At 47.5% G+C, this 15990-nt stretch carries 20 protein-coding genes and 1 pseudogene; 19 read left to right on the plus strand and 2 right to left on the minus strand.

Annotation, left to right across the window (positions count from 1 at the left end; all coding sequences use genetic code 11):
- The first annotated feature begins 441 nt into the window (after positions 1–441).
- The 13 genes and pseudogenes from ACFOTD_RS31625 to ACFOTD_RS31685 all read left to right on the plus strand — a co-directional run bounded on the left by ACFOTD_RS31625 (position 442) and on the right by ACFOTD_RS31685 (position 8721).
- Positions 442–819, plus strand: coding sequence for a hypothetical protein (locus tag ACFOTD_RS31625; RefSeq protein ID WP_378123953.1), 378 nt, complete (start codon positions 442–444; stop codon positions 817–819).
- A gap of 27 nt (positions 820–846) precedes the next feature.
- The gene (locus ACFOTD_RS31630) at positions 847–1218 is read left to right on the plus strand and encodes a hypothetical protein (RefSeq protein ID WP_378123954.1); all 372 of its coding nucleotides are present in this window, start codon (positions 847–849) and stop codon (positions 1216–1218) included.
- Positions 1191–1340 (plus strand): annotated as a pseudogene (locus tag ACFOTD_RS31635) (GNAT family N-acetyltransferase); the annotation flags it as partial. The gene ACFOTD_RS31630 and the pseudogene ACFOTD_RS31635, both read left to right, overlap by 28 nt.
- Positions 1341–1487: 147 nt before the next feature.
- A complete protein-coding gene (locus tag ACFOTD_RS31640; RefSeq protein ID WP_378123955.1) occupies positions 1488–2306 on the plus strand; it encodes a copper amine oxidase N-terminal domain-containing protein in 819 nt (272 codons plus the stop codon).
- Between the two features lie 46 nt (positions 2307–2352).
- Positions 2353–3024: an orotate phosphoribosyltransferase gene (gene pyrE / locus ACFOTD_RS31645; RefSeq protein ID WP_378123957.1), complete on the plus strand. Its 672-nt coding sequence runs from the start codon at positions 2353–2355 to the stop codon at positions 3022–3024.
- 440 nt (positions 3025–3464) lie between these two features.
- On the plus strand, positions 3465–3998 hold the full coding sequence (locus ACFOTD_RS31650) for a GNAT family N-acetyltransferase (protein WP_378123958.1): 534 nt from the start codon (positions 3465–3467) through the stop codon (positions 3996–3998).
- 39 nt (positions 3999–4037) lie between these two features.
- Positions 4038–4649, plus strand: a complete 612-nt coding sequence (locus ACFOTD_RS31655) for a DUF1349 domain-containing protein (protein WP_378123959.1) — start codon at positions 4038–4040, stop codon at positions 4647–4649.
- Between the two features lie 77 nt (positions 4650–4726).
- Positions 4727–5200, plus strand: coding sequence for a MarR family transcriptional regulator (locus ACFOTD_RS31660; protein ID WP_378123960.1), 474 nt, complete (start codon positions 4727–4729; stop codon positions 5198–5200).
- A 147-nt stretch (positions 5201–5347) separates the two neighbouring features.
- The gene (locus tag ACFOTD_RS31665) at positions 5348–6595 is read left to right on the plus strand and encodes an MFS transporter (RefSeq protein ID WP_378123961.1); all 1248 of its coding nucleotides are present in this window, start codon (positions 5348–5350) and stop codon (positions 6593–6595) included.
- A gap of 44 nt (positions 6596–6639) precedes the next feature.
- Positions 6640–6981, plus strand: a complete 342-nt coding sequence (locus tag ACFOTD_RS31670; RefSeq protein ID WP_378123962.1) for a cupin domain-containing protein — start codon at positions 6640–6642, stop codon at positions 6979–6981.
- 89 nt (positions 6982–7070) lie between these two features.
- On the plus strand, positions 7071–7478 hold the full coding sequence (locus tag ACFOTD_RS31675; protein ID WP_378123963.1) for a hypothetical protein: 408 nt from the start codon (positions 7071–7073) through the stop codon (positions 7476–7478).
- A 428-nt stretch (positions 7479–7906) separates the two neighbouring features.
- The gene (locus tag ACFOTD_RS31680) at positions 7907–8284 is read left to right on the plus strand and encodes a YciI family protein (RefSeq protein ID WP_378123964.1); all 378 of its coding nucleotides are present in this window, start codon (positions 7907–7909) and stop codon (positions 8282–8284) included.
- A gap of 5 nt (positions 8285–8289) precedes the next feature.
- Complete coding sequence (locus ACFOTD_RS31685) at positions 8290–8721, plus strand: VOC family protein (RefSeq protein ID WP_378123965.1); 432 nt, start codon at positions 8290–8292, stop codon at positions 8719–8721.
- Between the two features lie 31 nt (positions 8722–8752).
- Here the strand turns inward: ACFOTD_RS31685 and ACFOTD_RS31690 are convergent, their stop codons facing one another.
- Both ACFOTD_RS31690 and ACFOTD_RS31695 read right to left on the minus strand, forming a co-directional pair.
- Positions 8753–9589, minus strand: coding sequence for an alpha/beta hydrolase (locus ACFOTD_RS31690; RefSeq protein ID WP_378123966.1), 837 nt, complete (start codon positions 9587–9589; stop codon positions 8753–8755).
- A 29-nt stretch (positions 9590–9618) separates the two neighbouring features.
- A complete protein-coding gene (locus tag ACFOTD_RS31695) occupies positions 9619–10992 on the minus strand; it encodes an aminotransferase-like domain-containing protein (protein ID WP_378123967.1) in 1374 nt (457 codons plus the stop codon).
- Positions 10993–11112: 120 nt separating this feature from the next.
- Between ACFOTD_RS31695 and ACFOTD_RS31700 the strand changes: the two genes are divergently transcribed.
- The 6 genes from ACFOTD_RS31700 to ACFOTD_RS31725 all read left to right on the plus strand — a co-directional run bounded on the left by ACFOTD_RS31700 (position 11113) and on the right by ACFOTD_RS31725 (position 15935).
- The gene (locus tag ACFOTD_RS31700; RefSeq protein ID WP_378123969.1) at positions 11113–11979 is read left to right on the plus strand and encodes a DMT family transporter; all 867 of its coding nucleotides are present in this window, start codon (positions 11113–11115) and stop codon (positions 11977–11979) included.
- Between the two features lie 54 nt (positions 11980–12033).
- Positions 12034–12684 carry a suppressor of fused domain protein gene (locus ACFOTD_RS31705; RefSeq protein ID WP_378123970.1) on the plus strand — a complete coding sequence of 217 codons (651 nt, stop codon included), beginning with the start codon at positions 12034–12036 and terminating at the stop codon, positions 12682–12684.
- A gap of 840 nt (positions 12685–13524) precedes the next feature.
- A complete protein-coding gene (locus ACFOTD_RS31710; RefSeq protein WP_378123971.1) occupies positions 13525–14211 on the plus strand; it encodes a DUF6199 family natural product biosynthesis protein in 687 nt (228 codons plus the stop codon).
- Between the two features lie 42 nt (positions 14212–14253).
- Positions 14254–14661, plus strand: coding sequence for a hypothetical protein (locus tag ACFOTD_RS31715; protein WP_378123972.1), 408 nt, complete (start codon positions 14254–14256; stop codon positions 14659–14661).
- 63 nt (positions 14662–14724) lie between these two features.
- Positions 14725–15252, plus strand: a complete 528-nt coding sequence (locus tag ACFOTD_RS31720) for a hypothetical protein (RefSeq protein ID WP_378123973.1) — start codon at positions 14725–14727, stop codon at positions 15250–15252.
- Between the two features lie 26 nt (positions 15253–15278).
- Positions 15279–15935, plus strand: coding sequence for a hypothetical protein (locus ACFOTD_RS31725; protein ID WP_378123974.1), 657 nt, complete (start codon positions 15279–15281; stop codon positions 15933–15935).
- Positions 15936–15990 lie beyond the last annotated feature (55 nt).

Here is a 15990-nt window from a genome sequence, read left to right on the forward strand (position 1 = left end):
ATAGCTGTGGTTAATTGCTCCATGTTTTCACTACTCATCTTCATCGCCACCAGGTTTTATTTACTATTTCATTACCCGATTTGATGATTGGCGTGATGATGTGCGTTTGTTAATTGCGTTCTATATAGAAAAATTTTTCTTTGATCTACATTGGTTCTACCCCGATTGTAACAAGAAATAAATCCGCTCGCTGCGCAGAACTTACGCTGTTCGGCTAATCGATATGGTTTGCTCCCATAGGTTAGGAGAGGTGGATATGGACAAACTATACGTTCTACTCCAAAAAATAGGGCACCTTCCGGAAATCTATCTTGGAAAAAAATCATTACAACTACTTCAAGCGTTCATCCACGGTTATATCGAATATCATCATTTATCGTATTCTAATTGAGTTTTTTGAGCAGGAAAATTTATATGAATATTTGAAAGGAGGTACATCAAATGCTGAGGATCCTTAGAAAACTAATTCACTCAACGGATAATAAAGACGAAGAGGCAGTACTTGCAACTCTGGAAGCCCTGTCTCAACACCATAAAGAAATAGAATTAGACAGGACTTATTGGGTCTCCGAATGGTCACGGACGCCACTCACTGATGGTATATTTTCATATAAACAACAAATAAGTTCGTCTCGAGTCAGTGGCAACGTTGTTGCATTTTATTCGAAGGGGAACAATAGAACGTACTTTCCTTGGGACATTTATGAAAGCAAAGAGGAATGTGACGAAGCGTGTGCGCTGAAGAATGATTTTGGATATGCGTGGGATAACGCTCTCGAAAAGTTTATTGATAGACATGGTTTGCGAGTAAGGCGTTAATCGCGCATCTGCAGGAGGAGATCGAAGTTGGAAATGAGAAATTGGAAGAACATTGAGGCTGTAAGTTTTGGCGGCGGCGAGACGGAGGAAGGATGGAACTACTGGGAAGTAAGTATTTGCGGTGATAACGATGCCCCTGATGACGAGGTCGCTAACGACCTCACTGAGCTCGCAAACGTCCGTGTCGTTGCCGTCCAAAAAGATAACACCATCGACCTGGTAACTCAGTTTATTTACAAAGCGCCAGAAGCGGATGGCTACGAGCCGGTTAGCTCGAGAGTTAACGCGATCATGCTTGAAGAAAAAGAAAAATTGCTCGAGACAGCTGCTTACAATATCGAGAACGGGTTGAATCAAGACCACGGCACCTTATGTGTCGACATCGACGACGTGATCTGAGCCCTTCACACTCAGAGGACCAACGGGGATTTGTCGCGTCTAATCTGTCAAGCGTTGCTTCGTGTTATGTACTCTTAACGAATGGAGGGCATCCATTTCCATTGGTCATCTACGCGGATGAGCATTCTTCAACAATGAATCAATAACCGTATTGCGACTCTGACTGGATACCGATATACAACTTGTTTTCCGAATGTTATATTTTCCCTTAAGAGAACGAGCGCCAAGGATATTCCTTATTAGCAGCCGTTCTAAGGAGGACAACCCCGTTGTTGCATTTAATTAAAAATAGCTTGCGCATTGCTGCAATAGCCTTGTTAGCCTTTCCAGTTATAGCGGCAAGAAGAGATGGGGCACAAGCCTCCCCTATATCAGTAGGCAAGGAAATACAAGCGCAAGTGCATTTGAAGGTCAACAATTACTACGTGCTCTTCACTGCTCCCGATGTCTCCTACATTGATGCAAATAATAGGCTCATGCTGCCGCTGCGCGCTGTCGGTGAATTGCTAGGCGCGGATGTAAATTATGACGCCAAACTTCACAGAGCTATGGTGTCCTTGGCAAAACATCAAGTTGAGTTGACGCTAAACGCCAATATCGCTTCGTACGATGGCACGATCGTTAAATTGGACACAATGCCAGTAATGAAACAAGGCCAGTTCTTTATCCCTGCAAAAGTGCTATTGAACGGACTCCATATTAAAGCAGATTATGAAGAATCATTGCTTTCCATTTCCATTCCCAATGGAAGTGAAAGAAGAAGCGTCACGCAACGCCTCGACGAATCCAGGGAATTTCAAACTGTCGGTCATTTTCGGCCGCTTTATTTCAAAATGAATCTACCGCCCGCAGGCAGTAAAGATAAACGTATTTTGCTTACGTTTGTCGCAAAGAACGTATCCGGCAACGACTTGCCAGCAGGCGCAGAAGACTTCCATACCGCTGATGTGACTATTGGCGGCTACAGTTTTTCGGATCCCATACCGGAGCGTTCGCGTGAGGCCGTTCCTGCAGGCGACACGTACGAGGTTAACCGAACGCTGTACTCCTCTGAAGGCTCTTTGAAGTATATTTTGGTTTCTGAATAATGCAGCTAATTTAAGAAGAGAGTTAATTTTTAGGGGGCAGATTTCAATGCGTATGAAAGGTGATTTTATTGAATTTCTATTTAAATCGAATGTTCTTATATTCGGTGACTTTGTAGCCAAAAGCGGCAGAGAAACACCTTATATGATAAACACAGGGAACTTTAGAACTTCAAAGCAACTTGCAATTCTAGGCGAATATTATGCTGATTGTATTGAGAACCAAGTAGACAAATCAGTAAATGTTTTGTTCGGTCCGGCCTATAAAGGAATCCCCCTAGCGGTTGCTGCATCGACTGCTCTGTACAATAAATATAAAAGAGATATATCCGTCACCTTTAACCGAAAGGAAAAGAAAGATCATGGTGAGGGAGGACAAATCATCGGGCATATGCCTCAAAGCAACGATTGCATCGCGATTATTGAAGATGTAATTACGGCGGGCACTGCTGTAAGGGAAAGCTTGGAGCTGCTTGGAACCATTGCAGAGGTCAAAATAACAGACCTAATTGTTTCTGTCGACCGTTTGGAAAGGGGACGTAAAAATAAAACGACTATTGAAGAATTAAATGATGATTACGGCATTCAAACCACCGCGATTGTGACGATAGAAGATATTCTATTTTATCTTCATAATCGTGAGATCGATGGAAAGATTGCAATTGATGGGCCAATGAAGAATAAAATAGAAGATTATCTTAGCCTTTACGGAGTTAATTAAATAGGATTAACTTGTGCAGTCCTAGAAGACTAAAAATGATAATAGGTGAAGTTTGGTGGACATTAAAGACATTTCTATTTTTGTGACAGGTTCAATTGTTTTATAATTGCCGGAATCTTCATCAATAAATCGGCGAATAGGGATCATTTAATGCTGTTGAAATGGTGCAACAATATGGGGCGAGGGGATGATTTATCGTTCTCAAGAATGAATTTCTGAAGCATTGTGTAGGCTATCCTAATAAAGATGCTAACGGCGTTAAAGAGCAGCGGCGTAATGCTGGCGCTTCAATAAACGAACATACACAGCCTGCCGGTCTAATCTGGCGGGTTGTTCTGCTGGCGGGCAAGATTGCGCAACGATTTTCCAATAGTAAACGCCATTATAATAATTCATTTAAAAAGTTTTCTCACAAGAAGATATCATCCCGGAGGTGTAAATTGATATATTTAGAAACGCCAAGACTAAAATTACGCGATTGGGAAGAAGCTGATCTAGAGCCATTCTGTCGACTGAATGCGGATGAAACCGTGATGAGATATTTTCCTAAAACGTTATCGGCAGAAGAAACAACAGCGTTTTACCATTCTATCGTAGCCGAGTTTAAAGAATGCGGGTTTGGATTATACGCGGTAGAAGAAACGCAAAATAAAGCTTTTATCGGGTTTATAGGCTTCCATAGAGCAACATTTGAGGCGGACTTTACACCGTGCATTGAAATCGGATGGCGGCTGAGAAAAGAAGCTTGGGGAAAAGGATACGCGACAGAGGGAGCTTCGGCCTGTTTGCAGCATGGCTTTAAAGAATTGGGTTTTAGCGAGGTGTATAGCTTTACAGCCGACGTGAATAAGCCTTCGGAAAATGTCATGCGCAAGATCGGCATGCGTTTTGTGCGCAATTTTGATCATCCAAAAGTCGAAGAAGATAGTCCGCTGCGCAAGCATGTTCTTTTTCACAGCGCATTACATGACTAAGCGGCAGTCATGATCTTTAAAAAGAAAGGATGAGCATAAATGACACCAACGAGCAAACGAATGGAATGGCAAGCAGGTACATGGCTCAACCCTCCTCAAAGCTTCCGGGAGGAAGACGAATTTTTGAAGGTGTCGCCCGAGAAAGGGAGAGACTTTTGGAAAAAGACATTGTATGGCTTTGAACATGAAGATGGGCCGGCATTGCTTGCTCATTGGGATCACGAGACCGCGGTTGAAGTGAGTTTTCAACTCCATTCCTTTACGGAGCTGTACGATCAGGCAGGCCTGCCGCTATACCACGGTCCCGGGCAATGGATTAAAACAGGGATTGAAATAAACGATGGCATACCTCAACTCGCTACAGTGGTGACGGACGGTTATTCGGACTGGTCGCTTACGGCGGTGCCTGAATGGGCGGGTGAGGAAGTGACCGTACGCGCGTCCATCCTCAAAGATGCCGTCATTATCCGGGCCCGCAGTACAAAGTATGCATGGCGGACCATTCGCGTCGCACGGTTTCCATATCCAACGGGTAACCAGGCGGGTCCGTTTGCATGCTCGCCAACCCGTGAGGGGTTTGAAGTTACTTTTACCAGATGGGAACTGACTGCGCCAGATCAGAATCTCCATGTTGATCCTCCGGCTGAATGATGAACGGTCCCGTTTGATTTACTATTTGCTGTCCGCATGATATAAGGGAAGTAAGATGAACGGCGGGAGGACACGCCATGAACAAGGAAGACCAGGTTCTCGCGGGCTTTAGAGATCTGTACAACAAGCTGGTGTGGCTGAACAAGTCGAAGATGGAAGCCAGTCTCAAGGGGCACAAGCCCTCTGAGGTGCATTGCATCGAATACATCGCTCAACATGCGGATTCCAACGTGACCAAGCTTGCGGAGTCCTTCTATATGACCAGAAGCGCCATCAGCAAAATAGCCAAAAAGCTCATGGAAAAGGGGCTCATCGAGAGCTACCAGAAGCCGGAAAACAAAAAGGAAATATACTTCAGGCTTACGGCGCAAGGAGAACAGGTTAACCGGATCCACGAGAAGCTGCACAATGAGTTTCGGGAGCGGGACAAAGATGTCTTTGCGCACATCACCGATGCGCAATACGAGAGTATGCTAAGCTTCGTGGAGCGGTATAGCAAGCATCTGGATGCTGAAATCAAGAAACAAGGCGTCGATATGATGTCGGAATAGAACGCAATAAGGATGGACTCGAGGCAGCCAACTCTACGGAGTATAGGCTGCTTTTTTACAATCGGTTTTTTGTTGACGTGGACACAAAAAGGCGTTACGATGTGATTGTGTTTCCGAGGAAACAAAAATTCGAATATCAAGAGGAGAATGCCAGTGTTTCAAACCAGCTCTAAATCTGACCGGCATCCAGCGCATAGCATAGATAGGAAGGCACTTTTATTCGGTCTCATGTCCGTGTTTTTATGCGGAATCGGCTTCAGCATCGTTGCGCCTGTCGTCCCGTTTCTGGTGCAGCCGTATATAAGCGACCCGGCGGAGCAAGCGATCGCCGTTACGCTGCTGACCTCCGTTTATGCAGGCTGCGTGTTTTTCGCAGCTCCCGTGCTTGGCGCTCTGAGCGACAAATATGGCCGCCGCCCCTTGCTGCTATTATGTCTATTAGGTTCAGCGATCGGATACTTCGTTTTCGGCTTGGGCGGCGCGCTGTGGATCCTTTTTGTAGGGCGCATCATAGAAGGCATAACCGGCGGCAGCATCGGCACGATATTCGCCTATTTTGCGGATATCATTCCTTCGGAGCAGAGGACCAAATACTTTGGTTGGATGAGCGCAGTTGTCGGCGTAGGAACCGTCATCGGTCCGACGCTAGGCGGGCTGCTGGCCAAGCTCGATTATGCCGCACCGCTGTATTTCGGGGCCGTCATTACATTATTGAACGTCGCATTCGGATACTTCTTTATGCCGGAAAGCCTGGATAAGAACAAGCGGCTGAAGGAAATCCCCTTTGTGCGATTGAATCCATTCGCCCAGCTTGCAAGCCTGCTTTCCATGAAAAGCTTGAGCAGACTCCTGATTGCCGCATTTCTGCTATGGGTACCGAACGGATCGCTCCAGGCCGTATTTTCTCAATTTACCCTGGACACCTTCAACTGGAAGCCGGCAACGATCGGACTCCTGTTTTCCATCATGGGCGTACAGGACATCCTTTCTCAAGGCTTGATCATGCCCAAGCTTCTGAAAAAACGGAGCGATAAACAGATCGCGGTTATCGGGATGAGCGCAGAGCTCGTCGGTTACGGTCTGTTCGCGGCATCGGCGTTGTTCTCCTTTTATCCGCTGTTTATCGCAGGCATGTTCCTATTCGGTTTTGGCGATTCGATCTTCGGACCCTCGTTCAACGGGATGCTGTCCAAATCGGTCGATTCCAGCGAGCAAGGAAGCGTTCAGGGCGGCAGTCAATCGATTCAGGCATTAGCGAGGATGATCGGGCCTATCGTCGGGGGGCAGATCTATGTATCGTTTGGTCACGCCGCACCCGCATTAATGGGCGTGATTCTTATTGCGGCGGCGATCCCTGTGATGTGGGGCAGGCTGAGTCCGGCATTGTTAAAATGAGTGCGGGCAGATCATACTGGAAGTACCGGGGAGGCGTGACTGGTATGAAAATAAGCAAACATACTGCCGAGCATTATATTTGGGGAGATCATTGCGACGGCTGGCATTTAGTTAAGGATCAAGCCCTGAGCGTCATCCACGAACGGATGCCGGCCCATACTTCGGAAGTGAAGCATTACCACCGACAATCGCGTCAATTTTTCTTTGTATTGTGGGGTTCGGCAACCATCCATGTAGACGGGGAGGAAGTGATCCTCCATGCCCAAGAGGGCGTAGAGGTCGCTGCACTTGTGCCGCATCAGATGTTCAACAAATCCGATGAAGAGATCGAATTTCTGGTGGTTTCTAAACCGAATAGCAGGGGAGATAGAGTGCCCGTCGATTAAGAAGGTCAGAACACTGGTAATGTCGAACTTATTCTAAGGTGTTGGCAGCGTGAAGGAACTGGCTAATAGTCGATAAGGAGAATCTAGACATGGAGCTATGGACCCCGTATGAGACAATAAGAAAACATCCTCCGGATTTTAGGATACAGTATCGATTATTCTCTCAAAGTGAAGGTGGCAGAAAGAATCCCGTATTTCAGGGATTGCGTTGTGACTTTTCATATGATGGCGATGATATTAAAGAAACAGGTATGTTTGCTATTCATCCAGAATTTGAAGACGAATTCGGAGAGATAATTCTTGATAGAACCGTCCCTGTTCCAAGACAGGGTACGGCAACGATGTGGATACTATTTCCCGAAATGAGACGGCTCGTGCATGTAAATAGAATTAAGATTGGTGTTATTGGTTATCTAATGGAGGGCCCTAGAAGAATTGGTCAAGCTGAAGTGATAGAAATTTTGGGGCTGCACCAAAATGCTGAATTGTTGCGCTGACGAGGAATCGAGATTTACCAAGGGGGGAGCAATATTCGGTACGAGAGATTATCCGAAATCATTCAAAACATAAAGGGGCACATAGGAGACGACACAGAACTGCTCTGGTCCAAGTACGACGAAGTTAGCGACGTGATCGCTGAGCTTGACGACGTCCTGGATCGCCTCCAGCGCAAGGACCTATCGGTTTTGCCCGCCATCGCTGCTATGTTTGCACCTACTGCGTCGCTCCAAGAAATCTCGCTATCAATGGATGGGGCGAGGCTTTTTTATATTACTCGGAACGCATCGACGATCTCTTGCTTGATTAACCTCTCGGGAAACGATAAACGACGGCGGCGCGGCTATTATAGCAATCCAAAAGAAACGGAGACCCGAGTAACGCGATATATTTAGGGCAGGTAATCCCAAAATAAGGAGGAAGCCCGATGCTATTTATGCTGATCGTCAAAGCCTCGCACAATTCGGAAGCCGGCAATCTTCCGAGCGCAGAGCTCAGGGAGGCCATGTCGAAGTACAATGAAGAATTGATACAAGCAGGCGTACGGATTATGGCAAAAGGGCTGCACCCGAGCTCAAACGGGCTGCGCCTTTCGTTTCCGAAGCCGGGGGAGGAGCCCGTCGTCACGGAAGGTCCTTTTGCGGCGTCGCCGGATTTAGTTGCGGGATTTTTCCTTATCGACGTGAAGTCCAAGGAAGAAGCGGTCGAATGGGCCAAGCGGATGCCGGATCCGCAAGGGCACGGGGAAGGGCAGATCGAATTGCGGCAGGTGTTTGAATCGCCGTCGGATCTTACGGAGGTGTAAAGGTTATGCGCGAGTACATTACGGGAGTCACTTGCATTTACGTACCTGTGAATAACGTGTACGAGTCGATTCAATGGTATCAAAAAAACTTGGGGTACCAACCGGCAAGCACCGAGCGTATAGAGCCTGGGATGACGACGGCCGTGTTAAACGTACCCGACCAGAATGGCGACTTGCCTTCGCCGGGGTTAAGGCAAGTCGTCCCTGCGCTGTTCCTCCATAAGTCCGATGAAGAAGGCGGTCGTTTGCGTTTTTCATGGTCCTTGGATCAGGACAGGCCCCATGCCATCGCGTGCTTCATCTCGCCGCGGATCGAGGAGCTCCTGGAGCGCTTCAAGAATAACGGCGTAAATATAATCGGAGAACGAGTGACCAGCGGACCCAATATAACGTTTGCCGATCCGGACGGTAACCTGTGGGAAGTCTGGCGGCCGTAATGTTCCAAGCGTTCTGCACGTATAACGAGCGTTAAGACTGAAGCAGCCACCGGTGCATCTCGGGAAACAGTTGGCCCCATGTAGATTCATGGTGCGTCCCGCCAGGAACATAGTCGAATCGAACGCGGCTCTCCGGAACCCCTGCTTCGATCAGGGACTGGCGGGCCGACTTAACGTGCTCATGGGCAAGCCGATTAAACTCGGGATTGTCGGTCTCCTGCTCTCCGATGCTCAAGTAGACGCGCAGCGCTGGAGACAGCGCCGACGCCCGGAGCAGCTGCATGATCGCGCCTTCGTCGTGCCACATGACAAAGGATATCCCGCCCACGCGGCCGAACAGATCGGGGTAACGAATCGCCGCGAACAGCGAGATGTAGGCGCCGAACGAGCTGCCGCCGATCATCGTATGCGCCGCTTCGGGGAGCGTCCGGAAGCGGCTGTCGATATAAGGCTTCAGCGTCTCCGCCACAAACGCGACATGCGCCTCCCCTTTTCCACCGAAGCCATATTCCGAGTTAATCGCGAAGTTATATTCGTGATTGCGCTGATCGTCCCCGTGATCGACCGCGACCACGATCGCCTCAAGCGTGGGATTCTCCTGCGATATCTGCTCCAAAGCCTCGTCGACGCCCCATTCGCTTCCCCAGGAGGTCGCTTGATCGAATACATTTTGCCCGTCGTGCAAGTACCAGACCGGATAGCTGCGATTTCCTTCGCTATAGCTCCTCGGCAAATAAATCCACACTCTGCGCGCCGTCTCAAGCTGTGGTACCGGGAAGGCTTCAATAATATGAACATCGCCGGAAATCGTGTGAGCAGCCTCGTCTATAAGTACCTTTCTCCAAGGTAAAGGGGCGTTCATCGTCATGCGTGACTCTCCTCGTAAAATAATAGGATTTAAATCCAGAAGGACGGCGTATAGGCGTTATTCGTTAGTGTAGCATGATCCAACTCTTCGGCAAGCGTTTGTATGCCTTCTTCAATATCCTGCTCGTCCGTGCGCATAATGCTCATACGCAGCAGGTTCGGCTTGGGAAAAGTGGGGAGGAATTGCTGATCCGCCCGGAGCACATCGACCCCCCGTTGGCCGATCCGCTTGACGAGCTCCTCCGTATGTATGCCGGGTAAATTCAAGGCAGCAAACAGCCCTCCGCTAGCCGGAATGGAATATAAGAACGCTTTGGGCAGCAGCCGGCTTGCAGCTTCCTTTAGCTTGCTCATTCGTTGAGCGTACATGGCTCTCATTTGTTTAGCATGATGCTCGTACATGCCCGACTGGATAAAAATCTCCAATACCCCTTGAGAGAGAACGGATGTGCTAAGATCCGCCGTTCGCTTGTGTTGCTGAAGGGAAGGAACTAATGCGCTTGGAACGGTCGCCGCGGCGAGTCTGAGCCCTGGCAGCATGACTTTTGAAAAGCTCCGCAGGTATATGACGTGGCTGGACCCGTTATAGGCCCAAATGGGATCCGCCTTGTGGTTTGTTTCAAAGTCCGCCAAATAATCGTCTTCTACAATGTAGACGTCGTACTTTTGCGCGAGCTCCGCTATTCTTTGCTTCTCCTTCTGCGTGTAGGACGTGCCCAACGGGTTATGGAATCGCGGGATCGTGTAGAAGAACTTGATCATATTGCTCTGAAAATGGCGTTCCAACGCAGCCCAGTCTATGCCGTCCGGCGTTCTCTCGATGCCGATCACGGTCTGGTTTTGCGCTTTTAGCGACTCGAGCATTCCCCAGTAGGTGGGTTGTTCCACCAGGATGTTCGTTTTTCCGTTCGGGAAAGGCATGCCGTTCAGCAGATGAAGCGCCTGCTGAGCGCCTGAGAATATGAAGATCTGATGCTCCGAGGAGAAGACTTGCTGCTTATGAAACAGCTTCACGATCTCCTGGCGTAGGGACAATAACCCCTGCGAGTCTGAATAGGTGAAAATAGAACTCTCGAACAGCTCCATCGCTTTGTTCAAGCATTGTCGGAAGTCTGTCTGAGATAGCGAAGAGGGGTCGGGCGCCGCTGACGTAAAATCGATTCGTTTCTTTTGGAGCAAGGGTAAGAGGGCTTCCGGCGCGACGACGTAGTAACCGCTTTTCGGGCGCGAATAGATCAGGTATTCCTTTTCGAGCTCCTGATAGGCGCCGATGATCGTATTCAGGCTGCATGCGAAGGCTTGGCTCTGCTCCCGAATGGAGGGCAATTTTTGCCCGGGTTTAATGAGACCTTTGACGATATCGGACCGGATCCGATCGGTCACCGTTTGCTTTTTGTTCGTCATCCCTGCACCCCGCAAGTTGCGATCTGTACCCTTACAGATGTGTTTATTCGAGATATACACGCACATCTGTCACTATTATAATGCAGATTATCGCACAAAAGTAAATGCGGGGTGGACAGAGTGAACCAAACAACGAGCGGATGGATCAACGGATTTATAGGCGTACTTGTCTTCAGCGGATCGCTGCCGGCAACGCGTCTGGCCGTTATGGATTTCGATCCATTATTTCTAACCGTATGTCGCGCTGCCATTGCGGGAGTATTGGCGGCGGCATTGCTTATTTGCTTCAGGCAACAACGTCCTGTTCGAAACGAAGTTTTTCCGCTTGCGCTAGTGGCGCTTTGCGTCGTCGTGGGGTTTCCGCTGCTGACCGGCTTGGCGCTTCAATATGTCACGACTGCGCATGCGATTATATATGTAGGCTTACTGCCGCTGTCGACGGCCATTTTTGGGGTGCTTCGCGGCGGTGAACGCCCCAAACCGGTTTTTTGGGTATTATCGGCGCTGGGGAGCTGCCTTGTGGCGGGATTTGCTCTGGCAAACGGAGCCGCATCATCGCCGCTCGGCGACGGACTCATGCTGGCGTCAATTATCGCATGCGGATACGGATATGCCGAAGGTGCGCGTCTCTCGCGGAGACTGGGCGGATGGCAAGTCATCTCGTGGGCGCTTCTCATTTCGCTGCCGCTTATGTTGGTTATCGCGTTTTGCACGATGCCTCCATCTTGGGAAAGCATTCGAGTTTCTTCTTATCTGAGCCTTGGATATGTCTCGCTGTTTAGTATGCTGATCGGCTTCGTATTCTGGTATCGCGGTCTTGCGCAAGGCGGCATAGCGGCGGTCGGGCAGCTGCAGCTCCTCCAGCCTTTCTTCGGCCTCTTGCTCTCGGCGCTTGTTCTGCATGAATCCGTTGGCTGGCCGGTCTTTGTCGTGAACCTCGGCGTTGTCCTGTGCGTGGCGTTTGCGAAACGATTTGCTTCTAAATAGAATGGAGGTAACCGGATTCTCAGCACAATCGTGAGGTGACCAGCATGAATTTAGATGAATATAAAGCGGGCTTCAGCGCAGGACGATTGGGCGCCGGGTTGGGATGCCATCGATGAAGCGTTCGAAAAAAAGCTCTATCCTGGGCAGACTCCCGCGCATTACGGGACAGAGATACATAAGCGCGCCTTGTTCGGCGGAGACGCGTATCTCGATGGATACAGCATCTATCACTCCCCGAATGGCTACAAGCATATCCTGACGTATGGAATGACCGAGCTCTACGTGGAAGAGCAATCGTTTGGCGGCGAGTGGAGCCGATGGGGCTATGAGATGACGTTCAAGTTAAAGGAAGAATCGGTGGAGCAATGTCTGTGGGCCATCGATATGCTCTCTAATCTGGCCAGGTATACGTACACCCGGGAAGCCATATTCGAGCCCTTTCAATATATTTCGGGAAATGGGAGTTCCATTCACGTGGGCGTTGAATCTGCGATCACCGCCTTGATCGTCGTCAGCGATACGGAAGCGGAAGGGATCGATACGGTCCACGGCAAAGTCGACTTTATTCAACTGGTTGGCATCACGCAGCGAGAATTAGAGGCATTAAAAGCGGACAGCGCTCAAATTCATCGCTTAGTTGAGAACATGAAGAAGGATAATCCGTTTATGGTGACGGATATGAATCGGACGAGGTCTTATTTATAAAACAAGCTTAGAGTTTAGAAACACGAAGGTAGTCGGCCTAGAGGCCGGCTGCCTTTTTATCATAAAGCATAAAATTGGCGGCGATTCGCGGGCTGCTAAGCGCATATTCGGCAGGCCGGCGCTATTGGCGGCTTCCAGGTCCCCAAAGCCTGCATTTATACATGTATTTTCTGCCGTCGCGTGACACGTAATGAAATACCTGCGAATACGCAGGTATTTTCTAAGCGCAAGCCGGAAATGGGGCAGATGAAGGAAAATAACTGCACTTTTGCAGCTATCCTGCATAAAAGGGCCGACTTTTGCGGAAAAAGATGTATATTTGCAGGCATTGCGGCGAAATAGCGAGGCTGTCGACAGCGTACGGGCTTAGCGGAAGAGCTGATGGATAAGGCATTGATAGGCGTCCGCACCACTCAAAGTGACAATCAGAAGTGTGCCTAATAATGGTATAATTTGTGGGTAGATATGTTCCAACATGAGGTTGTCATGTGAAGCTGAATTTTTTTTAAAAGTACGATCCTTATACGACTTATTGGATAGGGTCCGTTAAAAATGAGGCGCGAATGAATAAGAATTTTGAAGCGAATTGCAATTCATTTTCGATGCATTAGGAAATAAGCTTAAAGTGACCGAAGAAAACGTAAGACATCTTGAGAAACATTTCTTTTAGAAAACAGAAGGTTTGAAACAAATCCTTGAAGAGGGATATCGTCGAAAAACGCAAAACGGCTGAATCTGAAAGAGCTCTAAATGTTTGCAACTCCCTTTCTCTATAGAACGTAACGGATAAGGCAGAAAGGATGAGCGAATATTTCTACCCAAGCGGATCTATTCCGAAAAATGAAAACGCCTGATTCTATTTTTTTCGTCTCCGTTCTCCTCGTTTCCGTTGTGATAGGCGTCTTGTCGAAGCCCTACTTTACGGACCGCGTCTTCTACCTTTACGAGGATACGTATAAATCCGCCGGCGAGCAAGACCGTATCGTCATTTATCATAGCAGCACGGCAGCTCCCGTCCAAGTACGCACCGTCGACGAGCTGCACCGTACAGTGACTATCGGCGGGCAGTCGTATGCGATTGCGGACAAAAGTGTCCCATACTCGACCAAGTTCCGCGTGACCTATCCAAACGGCCATGTCTACAGCGTCGAGGACAATAACGGCTTGCTCTTGAGTTACGATGATAAAGGCAATATGGTCATGTCTGCTCAGATGTACGTCAACGGCGAGAGGATCAAGCAGGAAGGGGAAGAAGCTTTCTTGCCGGCTGCGCTCGTAAGCGCGGCTTATCCCGAATACCATGTCAAACGAGGCATGCCAGGTTTTCTGTTTCTTGCTCTCGGCCTCTTGATCTTTGGCTGGTGCAGCTTCCGGTACCAAGCCCTCCAGGATTTCATGTTCAGAATATCTCCGCAGCGGCTCATGTATGAGAACCCCGAGCCGAGCGACTTCTATTATTTCATGAGCAAGGTCGGCGGCATTGTCGTGATGATCGGTTCGGTGTTCGTCGCTTTCAAAGCTTACTAATATGAGTGGTCTTTGTATAAAAATATAACTCGAGGTTCAGTAATGATTAAATGCGCAGAAGAATTTGTTAGGCTACGAAGCAGTGAAAAGATGGATGAATACTTAAAAGCGGCATGGGATGAGGCGTCTGTCGAGGTTTGGTTAGATGTAATTAATAGGTACCCTGACATGCGTAAATGGGTGGCACATAATAAAACAGTTCCTGTTGTGATCATGGAAATTCTCGCTGTCGATGTAGATGAAAGAGTTAGATTTATGGTCGCATCAAAAAATCGATTACCTGAAGACCTACAATTAATACTAGCAGCGGACATTAGCGATTCTGTCAGACAACGGATTGTCTACAATAAAAAAGCGACACTTAAAGTTCTAAGCAGTTTACTAAAAGATGACAATGAAGAAATTCGATCACTGGCAAAGCACAGAATTGATGGAGGGCGTTTCAAGTAAGCATTTCGTTATTAAGCTGGCAAGGTGTTCGAATATAAGGATCGTAAAACAAAGGCGGGTACGATGGATTACAAGATCTTAATTAAAATGAGTGGATATCTGGATGCATTAAGTACGATCAACTCTTATTTTGGAGCAGGTCATGGTCATAAATACATGATCAGTGAGTTTGAAGATGATCTGCCTTTGGAGCAAATCGTTGTGCAGTACAATAAGTGTAGTAATCTGAAAAACCATGATGATATCAAATTCCTACCGTTGCGCGCCCTTCCTGACTGGAAGGGCTCTCTTTTTGAAGTGAGTGCGTATTGGTTCTTTTCCCTTTATCGGATACAAAACTTTCAAGTTCATGTTTCTTACTACGATGATAATGGTAAGGCACTGCCTGAGCAACCTGCTGAGTTTGATAAAAAATCAAATTCAGTTAGCAACAAGCTGATTGATTTATTAAGCCAGTTCTTTGATGGTAAAGAACTTATCGTATATAGATTGAAATCGGAAGTCGAAGCAAAAAATGAATTAGATTGGGAGCAGTTTTATTTTGTAACCGAGGGCAAGGTATTTATTCTAGCGTTCTATCAGTGGGGATAAAATACTAACCATATGGAGGTGAGCAGTTGAAGCGCAAGGTAGATCAAATTATCAAGTCGGTTTTTGATCTTGCAAACCAATGGATAGATGAAGGGAAATATAGAAAAACATATAATACGTTGCGAAAATTGACTAAGGAAGTTTGGCCATTATACCATAAAGAACTACTTGATGAACTCGCTAAGCTGGATAACCCAAAAGCCGACTATCAGTTGTTTTGGTTAGAGTGTTTAGCATTCCCGCCTAGAACGCCTAATCTATTCGGCGCAGATAAAATGCCGTTATCGTTGCCTTATCATGCTCTACCTTCAGATTTTAATGATATAGGTTTTCATGATTCAAAGATATATAAGATCAATAATTTTGATAATGGCATTAAAGTTCAATTGATGTTAGATTCATGGGAAGACCCATTCGGGGAAATCGTCTTTCACAATGCATCAAGTTTCTTGCTGATAAAGGACGATGAGATCTTAACGCAGGAATTGCAAACGATTGAAGAATTTACTGTTTTAACTAGTGGCGAGGCGCCAAACATCGGGTATTGTTTGTCTCATTTAAAAATTCCAAATCAGTTTGCGGATAAAGAAAAAAGATTATTTTATTTTATGGGCTTTTCTGACTCTTGGGATTCCATTTTTATCTTTGCAGACCATTGGTCTTTAACGACTTTTAAGTCATAACCTGTTGAATTTTAAATGTCTGATAAGGAGTCTTGTGCACCAACGATTGTATTAG

Origin of the sequence: Cohnella sp. GCM10012308 (assembly GCF_042649185.1) — a bacterium.
In the GTDB taxonomy this organism is placed as follows: domain Bacteria; phylum Bacillota; class Bacilli; order Paenibacillales; family Paenibacillaceae; genus Cohnella.